At 50.8% G+C, this 17250-nt stretch carries 8 protein-coding genes; 2 read left to right on the forward strand and 6 right to left on the reverse strand.

What is annotated here, in order from left to right; all coding sequences use genetic code 11:
* Window positions 1-381 precede the first annotated feature (381 nt).
* Entirely contained in the window at window positions 382-2325 is a 1944-nt protein-coding gene (locus HY774_16970) for a PQQ-dependent sugar dehydrogenase (GenBank protein MBI4750179.1), read from the forward strand.
* Between the two features lie 533 nt (window positions 2326-2858).
* The gene (locus HY774_16975) at window positions 2859-5624 is read left to right on the forward strand and encodes a PQQ-dependent sugar dehydrogenase (protein MBI4750180.1); all 2766 of its coding nucleotides are present in this window, start codon (window positions 2859-2861) and stop codon (window positions 5622-5624) included.
* Between the two features lie 321 nt (window positions 5625-5945).
* Here HY774_16975 and HY774_16980 read toward each other — a convergent pair whose 3' ends face one another.
* The 6 genes from HY774_16980 to HY774_17005 form a co-directional block, all read right to left on the reverse strand.
* Window positions 5946-7832 carry a radical SAM protein gene (locus tag HY774_16980; GenBank protein MBI4750181.1) on the reverse strand — a complete coding sequence of 629 codons (1887 nt, stop codon included), beginning with the start codon at window positions 7830-7832 and terminating at the stop codon, window positions 5946-5948.
* Between the two features lie 235 nt (window positions 7833-8067).
* On the reverse strand, window positions 8068-8436 hold the full coding sequence (locus tag HY774_16985; protein MBI4750182.1) for a hypothetical protein: 369 nt from the start codon (window positions 8434-8436) through the stop codon (window positions 8068-8070).
* A gap of 94 nt (window positions 8437-8530) precedes the next feature.
* A complete protein-coding gene (locus HY774_16990; protein ID MBI4750183.1) occupies window positions 8531-12226 on the reverse strand; it encodes a hypothetical protein in 3696 nt (1231 codons plus the stop codon).
* 153 nt (window positions 12227-12379) lie between these two features.
* Complete coding sequence (locus tag HY774_16995; protein ID MBI4750184.1) at window positions 12380-13327, reverse strand: diguanylate cyclase; 948 nt, start codon at window positions 13325-13327, stop codon at window positions 12380-12382.
* A 111-nt stretch (window positions 13328-13438) separates the two neighbouring features.
* Entirely contained in the window at window positions 13439-14455 is a 1017-nt protein-coding gene (locus tag HY774_17000) for an ATP-grasp domain-containing protein (GenBank protein MBI4750185.1), read from the reverse strand.
* A 236-nt stretch (window positions 14456-14691) separates the two neighbouring features.
* The gene (locus HY774_17005; protein MBI4750186.1) at window positions 14692-16848 is read right to left on the reverse strand and encodes a tetratricopeptide repeat protein; all 2157 of its coding nucleotides are present in this window, start codon (window positions 16846-16848) and stop codon (window positions 14692-14694) included.
* Between the last annotated feature and the right edge of the window lie 402 nt (window positions 16849-17250).

Here is a 17250-nt window from a genome sequence, read left to right on the forward strand (position 1 = left end):
TGTTAGCACTCTCAGTAGGTGACTGCTAAAATACACAAAGAGCCCCAACCTTGTCAAGAGGTTCCACGGCTGACTTTTCCGACTTCACCCCAGATCCTGGTTCCCAGTTCCAGAGTTTCCCCTCCTGATGGTCAAGGCCACTTTTACTGCCAGTCTCTCCCTCCAGACCTTCTCGTGCACGCTTTTTCTTCCGTCAGGAAACAAAACCTGTTCCCTTTCCGCTAAATAATTGTGTAAGATTAGGCATTCACACTTTAGAGAAGACCTTACAGCCTTCCCGCCGTTGATGACGGCCTGGTTTACCTACCTGGAAACGATTTGTTGACGACGTATCGCTTGCCCACAACCACATCCAGGTACCTTCTTGAAAGGGTTCACACTATGAAGATACTTCACACACTGCGTTCAAGCGCAAAAGCCCTGGCAATAGTGCTGGGGATCGTATGGATCGGCGCTCTGCTGATAATTCCATCCATCTCAATCTTTCAGATACCGCCGGTGATGGCGGCGCCAGTCCTTCAGCAGCCCCAGCTTCCGACTGGTTTTATTCAAACAACGGTCGCCACTGACTTTGGCGGATATCCAACCTGCATGGCAATTGCCCCGGATGGCCGAGTTTTTGTTTGCCTCCAGAATGGAACTATTCGAGTTGTCAAAAATGGAAGCCTGCTGACATCTCCATTTGCGACCTTTACGGTTAATCTGTCTTTTGAACAGGGACTGATTGGAATCGCCTTTGATCCAAATTTTGCAACCAACCAGTTTGTTTACGTTCATTACACATCCCCAACCCCAACCGTTCATAGTCGAATTAGCCGGGTGACGGCCAGTGGCGATGTGATGGTTCCAGGAAGTGAAGTTGCCCTTTTGAATTTGCCCACTATCTTCTCTGGGGTCCATACAGGGGGTGAAATTGCCTTCGGTTCAGATGGAAAGCTCTATATCGGGCTGGGTGAGGATGCCAATCCCTCCCAGGCTCAAAATTTGACCACCCCCTTTGGCAAAATTCTCCGCATCAACCCAGATGGGACAATCCCAGCGGATAACCCTTTCTTTGCAACCACCACGGGTATCAATCAGGCAATTTGGGCCTATGGGCTACGAAACCCATTTTCCTTTGCCTTTCAGCCTGGAACCGGACGGATGCACATCAACGACGTCGGTCAGGATTCCTGGGAAGAAATTAACCTTGGGCTGGCAGGAGCAAACTATGGGTGGCCGGCAACCGAAGGACAAACCACCAATCCAGAGTTCCAAAGCCCGATCTTTGCCTATGCTCATAACACAAACAACCCACCGCCGTATGGTTGTGCCATTGTGGGCGCTGCTTTTTATAATCCCACAACTGTCCGATTTCCAACAACTTATGTTGGACGGTACTTTTTTTCGGATTTTTGTACCCAGTGGATCTATTCCCTGACACCTCAAGGTACAGTGATTGAATTTCAAACCGGAATTCCTGGCCCGGTTGATCTGGCCGTTGGACATGATGGTCGCCTGTATGTCCTCGCCACCGCAAACGGAGGCACGCTTCTGGTGATTGATTATAATGGTGGGGCGCCGGTCATTACCCAACACCCGACCAATCAGACAGCCGGTATCAACCAAACAGCACGATTTCAGGTCGCCGCGACTGGTATTCAACTGAAATACCAGTGGCAGCGCAATGGTGTGCCCATTTCAGGAGCTACTTCCAGTACTTACACCACCCCTCTGCTAAGACTCCAAGACAATGGAGCACAATATCGGTGTGTCGTTTTCAACCAGGTTGGGACACAAACAAGTACTGCGGCGACGCTCACGGTTTTGAGCACGCTCCAGACCGTCTTTGCAACGGCTGATGCCTATGTGCGAAACGGTACGTTTGCCAGTTCGAATTATGGAGGGTCAAGAACCTTGTATGTATCATCTTCAACGATGGCTGGGGGAAGTCGTCAGACATACCTGAAATTTGATGTTCGCAGCATCACCACCCCCATTACTTCAGCCAAACTCCGCATTTACGGAAGACTGAGCGGCAACCAGCAATCCAATATTCCAGCACAGCTTTTCGGAGTCGCCAACAATACCTGGGTTGAACAATCCATTACCTGGAATAATCGTCCCCCGGCTGGGAGTAATGCGTTTGCCTCCCTGATATTTCCCAATGCAACTGAACAATGGATCGAAGCCGATGTCACATCCTATGTTCGGTCTCAGGTTCAAAATGGAAAAACCATATTCAGTATGGTACTTTCGACCTCAACCAACTCAACCGTAATCCCACAATTGAATTCGCGTGAAACAACCAATACCCGTCCACAACTGGTGATTACCACCCAGTAACTGATAGAGAGTTCAAGCTTTTGCAGGCATAAAGCTTTGACCCAAGGAATGCCGTCCATAAGCTCACGCAAGCTCAAGCTTGAACTCTGAACTGAAATCATCTTCTGGATCTATAGAATTTCAGATAAAGAAACCACGGAAGACACAGAAAATAAATCCAAATTCTTCAATGAGTTATGAAACTTCAAAAAATAGAAACTCAGGAGATATTTATCTGAACAGCTATACCCTGGCTTTGGATTGAGTAACGGGCCTTGTGCTCTGTGGTGTTCAAGGTGGCAAGGGTTCAGGAGGCAACCTGGCTGTTTCTCCAGAAAAACCTGGAAAAACTAAACAATTTTCCGGCATTGTTTTTTCCATCCAAATACTTTCATCTGTATAATCGCCGGCATCGTGCCTGTCCAGGCACTCAAATCCCCCCAATCAGCTCCCCGTCCCGCACCAGGAATTCGATGTCCGCCCGAAGTCCTGTTACAGTCACACTCACAGTGTGTGAAATTTCTTGCTTATCGCCATGAAAGGGTGAACCCGATATGTCTCCCTGGAAGTTTGCGTCGCTCCCTCGTCGTGCAACCTGGATGTTTTCTGTGGTTGGGTTGTTGATTTTTCTGGCTGGGAATCTGGCCCTGCTCCGTTCACAGGCATCCGCACCATCTCCCGTTCAAGAAGTAAATCTGCCTGCCAATTTTTCACAAACGCTGGTGGTCAGTGGGATTTCAAACCCAACCACCATGGATTTTGCCCCAGATGGCCGCCTGTTTGTTTGCCAGCAGAACGGCAACCTCCGGGTCATTAAAGATGACATCTTATTGACCACACCATTCCTCACGGTGACGGTGAGTTCAGCGGGGGAACGCGGGTTGATCGGCCTTACATTTGACCCAAATTTTGCCGTCAACCGATTTGTTTATGTGTACTACACCGCCACATCGCCCACTATTCACAATCGGATCAGTCGCTTTACCGCCAATGGCGACGTAGCGGTTCCAGGCAGTGAGCGGATACTGGTTGACTTGCCGGCCACCACCAACACCAACCACAACGGTGGGGCGCTCCATTTCGGGCCGGATGGCAAGTTATATATTGCGGTCGGAGAGGATGGCGTTCCAAGCCGGGCTCAGGATCTGGCCAATCCCTTTGGGAAAATTCTGCGGATCAATGCTGACGGGACGATTCCAACCGATAACCCATTTTTTAACTCCACCACGGGCATCAGCCGGGCCATTTGGGCCTATGGTTTGCGCAATCCGTTTACCTTTGGGTTTCAGCCAGGATCGGTCCGCATGTTTATCAATGATGTCGGGCAAAACACCTGGGAAGAAATCAACGATGGGATTGTCGGGTCTAATTATGGATGGCCAACCACGGAAGGCGCCACCACCAATCCGCTCTTCCGAAGCCCGATTTACGCCTACCCGCATGGGGCTGGGACGTTTTCCGGATGTTCGATTATCGGGTCAACCTTTTACAATCCAACCACAGTCCGATTTCCACAACAGTATGTCGGAAGCTACTTCTTTGCAGATTACTGCAGTGGGTGGATCAATCGTCTGGATACCCAAAATGGCAATCAGGTCACGAATTTCCATACTGGATTTAGTTCAGCCGTTGATGTGAGGACCTCTGACGATGGTCGCCTCTATGTGCTCACACGCGGGAACGGCGGCGCGGTCTATCGAATTGACTACAATGGACCAACCCAGGCACCACAAATTACCCAGCAACCAGCCAGTCAAACAGTTGCCGTTGGTCAAACAGCCACGTTTACCGTCACGGCCAGTGGCCAGCAGTTGAGTTATCAGTGGCAGAAAAACAGTGCCAATATCTCGGGGGCGATCAATGCCAGTTATACCACCCCGGTCACCACGCTCCAGGACAACAATGCACAATTTCGATGTGTGGTTTCCAACGCCGCTGGTACGGCAACCAGTGACCCAGCCACTTTAACTGTCGTCAACAGCCAGCCGCCATCACCAACCATTGTGACTCCGACTGTCGGAGCGCTCTATACTGGCGGAGATACTATTTTCTATTCCGGCACCGCAACTGACCCGGATGAAGGCACGCTGGCCGGGAGCGCCTTTACGTGGTGGGTTGATTTTCATCACGATACCCACACCCATCCCCACGTACTGCCAACCACCGGTTCAACCTCAGGTTCATTTGTGATTCCAACCGGTGGTGAAACGGCCAGCAATGTCTGGTATCGGATTTACCTGAGAGTCACTGACGCAACTGGGCTTTCAACCACTGTCTTTCGCGAGATCTTTCCACGAACCGCCACGATCACACTGGCTTCAAATCCGTCTGGATTGGCGTTGACGCTTGATGGGCAACCGGTCACAGCGCCATTCAACTTTGTTGGCGTCGCCGGAATTACACGCACCCTCGGGGTGGTTTCACCGCAAACCGTGGGAGGAACACAATATCAGTTTGTTTCCTGGTCAAATGGCGGGGCGGCAACCCAAAACATTTCAACACCATTGATCAACACGACCTATACCGCCAGCTTCCAGGCAGTGCCACAGTCACCAACCATTACAACCCACCCGGCGAACCAGACCGTTTCAGTTGGACAGCCGGCCACCTTCACCGTTGTGGCCACGGGAACACCGTCACCGAGCTATCAGTGGCAACGCAACAGTGTCAACATCAATGGAGCAACCTCTGCAAGTTATACACTGGCTTCGACATCCGTGAGTGATAACGGGGCTCAGTTCCGCTGTGTGGTTTCAAATTCACAGGGTTTAGCCACCAGCAATCAAGCCACGTTAACCGTGGTGAGCGGGCCGCAGACATTTGCCATCTCGTCGGATGCGTATGTTCGAAATGGGTCATTTGCAAATGCCAATTATGGTCGCGTCAACGCCCTGTATGCCAATAACAGCAATTCGGCGGGTGCCGCACGGGTTTCTTACCTGCAGGTGACACTCCAAAACGTTTCGCCAACCTTTACCTCAGCCAAATTGCGGGTTTACGGCAGATTGCTCAACTCGCTTCAGCGCAACGTCGGTGTTTCAGTCTATCCAGTTGCCAGCACCACCTGGCAAGAAACAACCATCACCTGGAACAATCGCCCGGCGGCTGGTGCCACGGCACTTGGGTCGGCTACGATTGTGAATAACCAGTTCCGCTGGTATGAATTAGACGTAACCAGCTATGTTCGGTCAGAACTCCAGGCTGGACGGTCAACCATCAGCCTGATGCTTGCCATTCCAGTGCTAAACACCAAAACCTACCCCACCTTTAATTCACGCGAAGCCTTGACCAACCGTCCAGAAATTGTGGTGACCTTTTAGAATTCGGGTTCAGGGTTCAGGGTTCAGGGTTCAGGGTTCAGGGTTCAGGGTTCAGGGTTCAGGGTTCAGGGTTCAGGGTTCAGGGTTCAGGGTTTTCGAAATTGAGATAAAAACCCAAACCCCGCACGATCAGATTTTGATCGTGCGGGGTTTGGGTATTTTCCCGTGATGTCATGTTTCATTCAATTCCGGGATTTCAGGTCAGGTCATCTTCGCTCCTTATGTCCTTTTACTGAAAGCTAAATCATTGAAAAAATTGTATTTCCCTGAACCCTGAACCCAATACCCTGAACCCTAACTGGTATTACTTTCCCGCTGGCTTTACACCCGTAGTTTGGCGGCAGCGGCAATCGTGTTGAGCGACGCGAACGAAGATTGCACCGTCGAGGTCATCCGCCCAAGTTGCACCAACTGGTTGACGGCATTACTGATCGCACCGTCTTTTTCGTCGCAAACAGCACATCGGGTACAGGCATCAGCCGCCGGACAGGGTGGTGTGGTCCGCGAAGCCACCGCCCGGTTGTATTCCTTGAGCAAGAATTCGCGGCTCAGGCCGTTGTCAATCATATCTGAAGCCAGGATCTCATCCACTCCCTTGCGACGCAACGTGTAGAAATCAATATCCAGATCCGTCATTCGCAGCGCCTGTTTAAAGTTTCGCAGCCGGTCGTTTTCAATCAGGAATTGCGAGAGTCGCCGATCTCCAAGGCTGAGCATGGTCTGCTGATAGGCAATGCGGGACGACATGGCGCGGACTTCCACATTTTTGATTTTGGGCAACTCACGGGTCAGGTACTGGATTTTCTTGTCCAGTTGTTTTTCAGGAATCATCGGCTCCCACTGGAGCGGGGTATGCGGCTTTGGCACAAACCCATTGAGCGATACCACCACCCGGCCAACCCGACCAAAGCGACGGCCTTCATCCACCATCAATTGTCGGACACGCCGGGTGAGATCCACAATCGCTTCGATATCCTCCTGCTCTTCGGTCGGAAGTCCAACCATCATATAGAGTTTCAGGTTCAGGATACCGCGATTGAAAATGCGCTGGCAGATATCCAGGATTTCCTCATCGGTCAGGTTCTTGTTAATGGCCCGGCGCAACCGGTAAGACCCGGTTTCCGGGGCCACCGCAATTGTCTGGTCACAGCTTTCAACCAGGGCATCGAGTAATTCATCGGTAATCTGATCAAGCCGGAGACTGGAAACCGAAATTCGGTACTCCATTTCCCGCAAGCCGCCGAGCAACGTGGTGATTTCCGGATGGTCACACACCGCCGTGGCAACCAGACCGATTTCGTCCGTATGCGGACGGGCACGTGATGCCCGGTCGAGCAGATTTTCAGCCGCAAACACACGCGGCGGCAAATAACTAAACCCTGCCCAGCAAAACCGGCACCCCATTGAGCAACCACGCGAAATTTCCATCATAAACCGGTTGGACATTTCGGTGTGCGGCGTCAGGATGAGCGATTCAGGAACGAAATTGACATATTCCGGCGCATCCTTGATTTTTGATTCCTGTTTGCGCATCGCCGCTCGAACCCGGAGGACCCGCCGCGGCGCCCGTCCTTTGGGAACAATGTCTGCAATCGTGCCATCGTCGTTGTACTCGACATCATAAAAAGACGGCACATAAAACCCTGGTTCATAGCTCAATCGTTCGAGCAACTCGGCTCGTGACGAAGATTGCTCAATAAATTCAACCAGTTGCGGGACCAGGCCCTCGCCTTCGCCGACACAGACCACGTCCACGAAATCAGCAATCGGCTCTGGATTCAAAAACGTAGCAGCCCCGCCGACCACAATGAGCGGGTCACTCTCGGTTCGCTCTTCACGCAAAACCGGGATTCCAGCCAGCCGAAGCATGGTTGGCACATTGAGGTAATCGGTTTCAAAGGAGATTGAAAAGGCCAGAACGTCAAATTCGTTGACTGGAGTCTGGGATTCAAGCGTCACTAGCGGCAGACGAGCACGCTCCATATCCTCCAAAATATCACGATCTGGCAGAAAGGCACGTTCACAGGTGACCGTTTCATAGAGGTTAAAGAGCTTGTAAACCGCCTGAAACCCAAGGTTTGACATGGCAATGTAGTAGGTATTGGCATAGGCCAGCGCCACATTCAGCCCCAGGCCAAGCGGCTTGCGCAGGGTGCCGGTTTCACTTTTGAGGAGCTGCTGGTGATGTTCCCGAACTCGATGAGACATAAAATCTAAGAATAAAGAATGTGGTTAGTGGTTAGTGGTTAGTACTACAGTGAGGTTTTGGTTTTGAATCTTGGGTTTGAGCCCAGGAACTGGGCTCCGAGCCGTTACCTACTTCGCAGGCTAAAACTCCAGACTTCGTTGTAGTATTAGTGTTTAGAAATCAATGCTTTCGAAGAAGAACCAAAAGCTAACCACTAACCACTAAATGGTTTCTTCATTCTTCATTCAAAAGGGGTTATGCCCGGCGCAGGTAATACAGCTCCAGGGCTTTGACCGTGTTTTGCAAGATCAACCGGATGTCGGCGCCTTCACGGCCACCTTCTTTGGGATCAGTGTTGAGTTTGCAGCTTACAGTTCCTTCGGCATCCATCAAACAATCCACGTTGCCGTCTTTGGTTTTCACTTCAACCAACCCGCCCAACACATCCTGATTGATGACAACAACATAGTCCAAGGAGCCAAATGAATAGATCAATTCATCACCCGCCCGATGGGGCGAGGTGCGATGATCCTGCCAGAGGCGCACAATGGATTCATACAAGGCTTTCAGCTCCGCAGCGTACTCGCCCGTGAACAAACAGTCAGCCGTTGATTCTTTGGCCACAACCACTTTCCTTTTTTGATTGAAATGACTCAGTGAAAAACTGACTTGAGTGAAGGATCAGACATTATCTTGGTTTCACCTGATCTGAACAAGCTCAATCTGCAACTTCGTGTGGCCAAACCTTCGAATCCCGCGGCTGAGCCTGATGCAGCAGCGCCTGGAAGCGGGCTTCGTTCCCGGTTTGAATCGCCAATTCAATTGCGTCTTTCCACAATTGAAGCTCCGGATTGGTGTCAGCCGGGATTGATTTGAGCAACCGGCGCAAGGCGGTCACTTCAAAAATCTCAAGGCTGGCCAGTTCGTTGAGAAATGGCCTCAGGATTTCGAACGCCCCCGCCGAAAGCGCCAGATCTTCGGGTTCACCCATCACAAGTTGCACCGGAGCCGCGCTTTGCTGAGCGCGGGCGACGTTGGGCAACACCATCCAAAACAAAGCACCTTTGCTGATTTCAGATTCAACCCCGATAGTGCCGCCATGGGCTTCAATTGCCAGTTTGCAAAAGGCCAACCCTAAACCCGTTGACCGGACGCTGCCTGACGCCCGGGCCTGAACCTGACCATAGGGCTCGAAAATCAGCGCCTGTTTTTCCTTTGGGATCCCTTCGCCGCTATCCTGAATCGTGAGCCGGAGTCTGTCAGTTGTTTCCAGCACTCCTTTCAACGTAATTGTCCCACCAACCGGCGTGAATTTAATCGCATTGGTCAGTAAGTTGACGATAACGCGGCGCAAAATGGCTTCATCCACCTGAACTTCAAGTGTTTCATCAACTTCGATTTCAAAAACCTGGCCTTTGTTTTTGCGCAAAAAGTCAACGTCATCAATGGCTTGATGAAAAATATCTGCCAGCCGGCACACCTGACGATTAAGTTCAAATTTGGCATCTTGAAATTTCTGAACGTCCAGAATATTGAGCACCAGATAGAGCATTTGCGTGGCAAACCGCTTGATCTGCTGCAGCCTTTGTTCGAGTGGCTTGTCAATACCGTCGTGCAAAATCGCGCTCAAGGGGTTTTTCAAATCATGCACGATCATGCTCATCATGGCCTGTTTATACCGGTCCAGTTCCATCAGCTTTTGATTGGCTTGACTGAGTTCGAGCGTGCGTTCCTGGACCTGCGTTTCAAGCACCACCCGTTGGCGCTCTGAAATGACCAGTCGAATCACGGGTACCGCCAGCAAAATCAAAATGCCGGTAGTGTAAAAAATCAGCCTTGCCCACCAGGTTTTCCACCAGGGAGGCAAAATCACGACTTTTAACATTGGGCCGGCTTCATTCCAGACCCCATCATTGTTGGCGGCTTTGACCCGAAAGGTATATTCGCCATGTTCGAGATTGGTAAACGTGGCACGCCGGTTTTTAGCATCCGTAACAATCCAGTCGTTGTACAACCCTTCAAGCTTATAGGCATACTGGTTGTCTTCGGGCTGTTTGAAATTGAGCGCGCTAAACTCAATGGTAAATAGATTATCCGTATGCCGCAGCACCAGTGTTTCCAGCAGATTGATCTGAGTTGGAAGTGTTGAGTGGGCACGGATTGGCTGAATTTGATTTCCCAACAAAAATTCGGTCAAAACCACAGATGGCGGCATCGGATTTTGAGTAACTTCCTCTGGGCGAAATGAAACAACTCCTTCCGGAGTGCCGAAATACAACCTGCCGCCTTTTCCAAAGCAGACAACCCCGCGATCCAGCAATTCGTGAGGTAAACCGTCATTTTTTCCAAATCGCAGCGTGTGTCCGGTCCGTGGGTCAAATCGAAATAGTCCCTTGATGGTTCCAACCCATAAAGTTCTGGAAACATCCTCCACAACGGACATAATCGCAAACTCCGCCAGACCGGTTTCAACCGGCACCCGACTCAGTTTCCCGGTTGCCGGGTCAATCCAGCAGAGCCCGGCACGAGTTCCAACCCAGATCAACCCGGTTGATGCCCGGTACAAACAATCAATAAATTCATGGTTGATGCTGGCTGGATTATTTGGATCGTGCAGATATCGGGTCATCTGTCCAGTGGAGAGATCAAGCCGGTTTAGCCCGGAACCAGTGCCAACCCAAATAGTTCCATCCGGCCCTTCAGCCAGGGCTTCGATCATGTCGGAGCTGAGGGAATTGGGATCATCTGGACGGTGACGATAGGCCGTGAACACCGCTTTGGGCTGATCAGAGGTGGAGTCAGCCAGTGCATACAGGCCCTGATACGTGCCGACCCAGATCGTCCCGCGCGCATCTTCGAGTAAGGCCAAAATAGCATTGTTTCCAAGACTTTGTGGATCTTTTGGATCACGACGGTAATTGGTAAACACCGTCCGGTTCGATTGGTATCGTCCGAGAAAGAGCCCGCTGCTAATCGTACCGACCCACAGCCTGCCGCGTGAATCAGTGATGAGGGTTGAAATATCGTCAGCCTGTAAGGCAGTTGGGTCGCCAGGTTTGGGCTGGTAGCGAATATAGCCCGGTTGAGAGAAGGTATCGGCTGCTGGGACAATCTTTGTCAGACCAGAACCGCCAACCCAGATTGACCCATCTGGATCTTCCGCCACGCCCGTCACAAATCCTTCGGGGAGGCTCGGGACGTCGCCAGGATGATGGCGATACAGATGAAAAGCTGATTTTGCTGGATCGTATTTCAGCAAACCACCTTCCAGATTCGCAATCCAGATCAATCCCTGTTGATCCTGACACATGGCCATTGAGGTACCAGAGGTCGGGCTAAACGGATTGCCAGGGTCAGATACCAAACTTAAAAAGCGGGGGTTTGGCAGATCCCGTTCATCCCGACGCAGGCAGCACACACCTTGATCCCGACAGCAAAGCCAGAGATTCCCCTGGGCATCTTCGGACAGATCAAAAACCACGTCCACTTCAAGCCCGGTGTTTCGGGTCGCGTCATAAGGAAACTGAATGAAGGCCGGCTGCGCTTTGGACAATTCGGTCGCTGGAATTTTCGAAAGCCCTCCGCCACCCCAGGTGCCAATCCAGAGGTTTCCCTCCCGATCAAGCAAAAAGCTATAGATTTCATTATCCGGCAGGCTGGTGGGTACGCTGGCATCGTGCAGAAAGCGCTCAAACCGTGGTGGATTTTCAGAAATCATCCGGTTCAGCCCCAGTCGTGTGCCAACCCATAACGTCCCGGCCTGGTCCCGAACAATAGACGTCACCCGGCTGTGGCTCAGGCTGTCCGGATTTTTCGGATCGGCTCGAAATGATGTAAACCGAATACTTTCAACGGTTTTACCATCCCAGACAATTTTATCAAGCCCACCAACGTTCCCAATCCACAACGCACCTTGCGGGTCTTCATACAACTGGTAAATCCGGTTATCACTTAACCCGCTTGATTGAGTTGGATCCGGCTGAAAAACGTGAAAGGTCTCGGTATAGCGGTCAAAGAGATGTAACCCGCCATTTTTGGTGCCAACCCAGACGTTTCCGTGACGGTCTTCAAACAAAGTAGTGATTGAACCATCCTGTAAGCTCTTTTTCTTTTTGGGGTTTGGGAGAAAAACCTTGAAAGTGTATCCATCATAGCGGTTCAGGCCGCTTTCCGTTCCCACCCACAAATATCCGACATGATCGCGGAGCACGCAGGTCACAATCTGGCTGGAAAGCCCCTGGTCAACTCCAAACCGGTCAAACCGAAAAGCAACGAGCTGAGCCTGGACGGTGAGGGGAAGCAGCAAAAATACCAGGTAGAAACTGGTCAGGTAAAAAGTGAATGAACACACCATTTCCCAGGTCCGATCAACCGGGGCCATCACAAAGCGCATTTGAACAGTCTGGTTGGCCATAGAAAAACCTTCTGAAGCGGGAGCCGTCAAATAATACCGAATGATGAAGGGTCAACACGGAACTATAAAAAAGCTAAATATCTGTTTATCAATCAGATAGCTATTTCATAATTCATCATTCATCGTTCATAACTTTCGACAGAAGGAAACCGGCTAACCAGCCACAACCCGGTTGCGGCCAAGCCGTTTGGCCTGATAGAGGAATTCGTCAACTCGGTTGGTAAGCGAAGCCAGTGTTTCGGAACCCTGATATTCGGTGACCCCAAAACTTGCCGAAATCAGACCGACTTGATCCACTGGCGTCGAAGCCAGTTTTTCTCTGAGTTTTTCGGCAATTTCACTTCCGATGGGAAGCCGTGTCCGCTGCAGGAGCGCCATAAATTCTTCGCCGCCCCACCGGGCAATTGTGTCACTGGTCCGAAGCGATGATTGAATGGTTGCAGCCACATGCTGGAGGACTCGATCCCCCATGTCGTGGCCAAACTGATCATTAATCCCTTTAAAATGATCAATATCCAGCATCACCAGGGTAAATGGTGACTGATAGCGTTCGGCCACTTTCATTTGCTCTTCGACCACGACCATAAACTTCCGCCGGTTGGAAATCCCGGTCAGCGGATCAGTCGTGGACAAACGAACCAGTTCGGTATTGGCGGCTTCCAACGCCGCTTTCTGAGCTTCGAGTTTTTGGTTTTGGACTTTGATGATGCGGTAGGATTCAGCGAGTTTGAGAATCGTGCCAACGCGGGCTTCGAGTTCGGTGGCGTCAATTGGTTTGCGGATGTAGTCAACGGCGCCAGCTTCGAGGACGGTTTTGAGGTTGGTTGAGGTGGTCATCACTCCCGTGCACATCATCACGGGAATATCCATGGTCGCAGAATCAGCTTTGAGGCGACGAATCAGCTCCAACCCGTCCATTTGCGGCATTTCCCAATCAGTAATAATCAAATCAGGTATTCGCTGATGGGCAATGTGCAAGGCCGTTGGTCCATCCAGCGATTGAAAAACCTCAAACTGGCTGTAGTAGCGCTCAAACAGAGCCACCAAAACCACGAGGATATGGGGATCATCGTCAACAATAAGGACTTTTCGCTTTTCCATACAGGTGTCCCGGCAGGTGATGAGGATGGGACTTGTGGGAAGTGTGCGCACGAACGTGAGTGGATTGTTCACGAAAACCGGCATGGAGCAAAGCCTTTTTTCCTGGTATTTTCAGCCATCATTCTTCAACCCGTTGTCTTCAATCCGCACGGCTTTCTCAATGGTATCCATAATCACCTGGGCAATTTCGGATTCGGCATGCACATCGCGCAGGTAGAGACCCATACACGACATGGTCGCCTCCATTAACATTGGGGCTTCACGCGGTCCAATCAGGTCAATGCGTGAAATGATGCTGGGTAACTCCAGGTGTTCCAACACTTTCCGGCATAATGAAACTTCGGCTTCATTTGGTTCAGCCCGAATAATGGTGGCGCCATGTGAAAAATTCGACCGAAAATCGCCTTCGTGTGGGCGTTTTAAAATGGCGTAGGCGGCGTCTTGAAACGTCATCATGACGGACCGTTCGCCCTGAGCAATTCCTGGAATAAACTCCTGAACCAGTACTTCCCCGTCAGTGAAGAGAAATTGCTCAACCTGAGCCACTGATCCGCCGGGAAACCGTTCAATACCAAACCCGCCAAATCCCTGGACCGGCTTGATGACATAGCCTTGTGGAAGCTGCTTCCCGATTTCTTCGATTTCAGCCAGTGATCTCGCCAGATAGGTTGCAGGCATCGGAACACCCGCTGAAAACAATTTGACCAGATATCGCTTGCTTTCCAGGTCCGAAATAACTGTTTCCACCGGGTTGATGACCTTGGTCCGACTCAACTGTTTCAAAAGCTGAAGCCGCTCACAAATCGTGCCTCGAAAATCGTGCGCCCGTTGCGAACTTCCGACACCACGCACAAAAATCACATCCACCGTCTCGTCAATTGGCACCTGTTCGAGCCGTTCTCCGGTTAAAAGATTATGAATCTGGCGAAAAGTTAACTCTGGCGTGATGTCCTGCCAGGTGAAGTTAAACACGTCAAAGCGCCCATCCCGGTGCATTTCCAGGACCAATGCGGCTTCCTCATCGCCGAAGTCGTCATAATTCCCCCACCCAAAGGTCACTTCAGGGTTAATCGGGGAAGCAAAAGTATTATCAGAGTACATCAAGGCAACGCGAATTTTGGGAGGCATATAAAAGTGAGTAGTGAGTAGTCAGTAAGTCAGTAAGTCAGGAGTCAATCCGAAAGCAAGTGGCTCAGTTTTGAATCGAACGTATGTTCTGTCAACCATAAAAAACCAGGGTAAATTGTGGGGTTCAAGTCTTGAACCAAGCCCAATGACTGTCAACGCCTAAAAATAGAAGCGAGTAGCAAGCTGGGGAAATTGACTGCTCGCTACTCGCTACTCGCTACTCGCTCTTTTAGGGCCTATGGGTTGGACGGTGCACTCCGCTCGGGACGATACGGCGCCCCCATGTATTTCTGGGCCAGATCCTGCACATTGTCCGGGTTGTCCCCAAGTTTTTGAACTTTGTCGTATTCGGCCACCGCACGGTCACGTTGCCCGGCGGCATCATAGGCCATGCCTTTGTAGAGCAGTGACCAGACTTCGAGCCACGACGGCAGCAAATCGCCATTGTAGGCTTCATCAAAGGCATCAATCGCCCGCTGAAAGTTTTGCTGCTTCATATAGAGCAGGCCCAAATTGTAGTAGGCCCAACTGCTACGGCGATTGAGTTTAACGGCGGCTTCAAATTGCTGTTGGGCTTCAGCGTATTCTTCCTGCTCCATGTGCTGGATACCACGTCGCACCACCACGGCCACGCGAACTTCTTCAGACGTGCGCAGGAGCTTGCTATCTGGATCAATGACCAGATTTCCCGGTTCGGTATTGACCTTGAGCGTAAAATCAACCGACTTGCCATTGATTTGCACCTGGGTGCGCTCAATCCCGCCTTTTGATTCCAGTTCAATGTCGAGTGGGAATCGAAGTGTTTCCAGATCCTGCTCAATGGTTCCTCGAAGCCGGTAGCTTCCATCTTTGAGCCGAAGAATTTGATAGTCCGGACGAAATTCCGGCACGCCGGTTGAATCAACCCACTGCCCAAAGAAATATCGCATGTCCTCGCCGGCCACTTTTGAGGTTGCCCGCTCAAAATCACTGATTCCAGGGCGTTTTCCCTGGTTTTCAGCATAAAAATTCTTGAGGAGGGTTGCCATTTTGGCTTCACCAAGCACACTTGAAAGCATGCGAAACACAAAGGTGCCTTTATAGAAAATGATGGACCGATAGGCGGCTGATTGGTCATCCAGTTCAGCCGGAGCGCGCCCAATCGAAGTCTGGCTTTCAAACGCCAGCGCACGTTCCAAAATATCGCGGCACAACCGGGTAAAAGCCTGCTGATTCATTTGGGATTGCTCAAACAGCATATAGCAGTAGGTGGCCAGCCCCTGCGAAATCCAAATATCGTCAAAGGATTTGAGTCCGACCGCCTGCCCCCACCACTGATAGGCAACTTCCCGAATCAGCGTTTCCCGTGGCAACTCTTTTGGATTATCCAGTAACCGGCGGGCCAGCAGCGTTACCCCAGCGGCGGTGTAACTTTCCAGACTCTCGTTGTCAATTTCCGCCACTTGAAGTTTGGTGCCAAACGCATATGGGCCAAATTTCTGATTTAGAAAGCTCCCGGCTTCGGCCATGATTTCAGCGTAACGTTCAGCCGAACTTTCATTGCCAATTTTGAAATAGAAATCCACATCAAACCCGTTGCGCTGGATTGAACGAACCGAATATTCCCCAGCCGCAATCGTGCCAGGCAGCAACGGTTGGGTGACCACAAAGGTATGTCGGGTTCGATTGCCGTTGCCGGTCGGGAGCGGTTTTGAAGGCGATTGCTGGGCCTCGGTCGTTGATTTTTCCGTTTCGGCTGGTTGAGCTGGCCTTCGTCGCGACCCGGCTGGCTGGCGACGGGTTGGAGGTTTTGCCGAGTCAGTTTGTTTTCCCGTAACTGGTTTCACCGGGGCTGGCGGAACAAAAGGTTGTTCGGTGTGTTCGCCAAAAGCCACCACTTTAAATTCGCTCGGTGTCACCAGATTGATGGTGTAGGTGGCCACATCCGATGCGTAGGCGTGAAAGGGAAACCAACGGGCGGCATAGAGCAAATAACACCCTTCTTTCCCGACATACGCCAGACGTTTGAGCGCCAAAACCCCGCCTTCAGAAGATAAAAGCTGGCCAGCATACTCAAAGGTCAGGGTAAATGGTTGCCCCACCACCGGCGACTGACCAAGCGCAACCTTCACGCTTAAATCCTGTAACCGATCCTGGACAAACTGGAGTGGTTCATTATTGGGACCTGTCACTTTGGTGACTTCGAGTGAGCCGTTGAGTTCGAGGGTAACCGATTGAACCTGTCGTGTGACCTTCAAGGTGACAATGGCTTTGGCCGCCAACGTTTGGGTCTCAGGGATCAACTCAGCGTCAATCTTGTAGTCAACCACATCAATCACATCTTCCGCAGACTGAGCCTGCGTCGGGAGTGCTGAAAAAATCAAAAGCAGCATGACTCCCAGAGCACATCGCATCGCAAAACACACATTTACTTTCTTTTGTAGCCAAAAGGGGGAGCACATCGAGAATTCTCCTTGAAAAAACACCAAAAAAACCTGTTTTGGAAGTTGCCGGCAGTATAACTTGAAGCCTGGAGGCACGCACGCGTTCTGTTTCTGTTGAACTTCAGATGAGCGAAGTTGTCCACAATTCAAATTATGAAGTATGAAGTATGAAGTATGAAGAAGCTAAATTCTTATAATTCAATAAGATCATTTTTATGGTCCATATTGTATCAGCAATTCTTTGTTTGGAAAACAAAAGCCAAAAAAGATAAACTGAAGGGATGACAAACACCAAACAACCGGGAATCAAAGAGCGAACATTTGAAGAAATCTTCGGGAAAGTCAGCGCGAAGTTTGATGAAATCGAGGATT

The organism is Acidobacteriota bacterium, assembly GCA_016208495.1.
Lineage (GTDB): Bacteria > Acidobacteriota > Blastocatellia > Chloracidobacteriales > Chloracidobacteriaceae > JACQXX01.

What these genes read in the sequence shown, in the direction of transcription:
- HY774_17000 (MBI4750185.1), bottom strand. Translation starts at nt 14,455, where the DNA reads ATGCCTCCCAAAATTCGCGTTGCCTTGATGTACTCTGATAATACTTTT.
- HY774_16970 (MBI4750179.1), top strand. Translation starts at nt 382, where the DNA reads ATGAAGATACTTCACACACTGCGTTCAAGCGCAAAAGCCCTGGCAATA.
- HY774_16995 (MBI4750184.1), bottom strand. Translation starts at nt 13,327, where the DNA reads ATGGAAAAGCGAAAAGTCCTTATTGTTGACGATGATCCCCATATCCTC.
- HY774_16975 (MBI4750180.1), top strand. Translation starts at nt 2,859, where the DNA reads ATGTCTCCCTGGAAGTTTGCGTCGCTCCCTCGTCGTGCAACCTGGATG.
- HY774_16980 (MBI4750181.1), bottom strand. Translation starts at nt 7,832, where the DNA reads ATGTCTCATCGAGTTCGGGAACATCACCAGCAGCTCCTCAAAAGTGAA.
- HY774_16990 (MBI4750183.1), bottom strand. Translation starts at nt 12,226, where the DNA reads ATGGCCAACCAGACTGTTCAAATGCGCTTTGTGATGGCCCCGGTTGAT.
- HY774_17005 (MBI4750186.1), bottom strand. Translation starts at nt 16,848, where the DNA reads ATGCGATGTGCTCTGGGAGTCATGCTGCTTTTGATTTTTTCAGCACTC.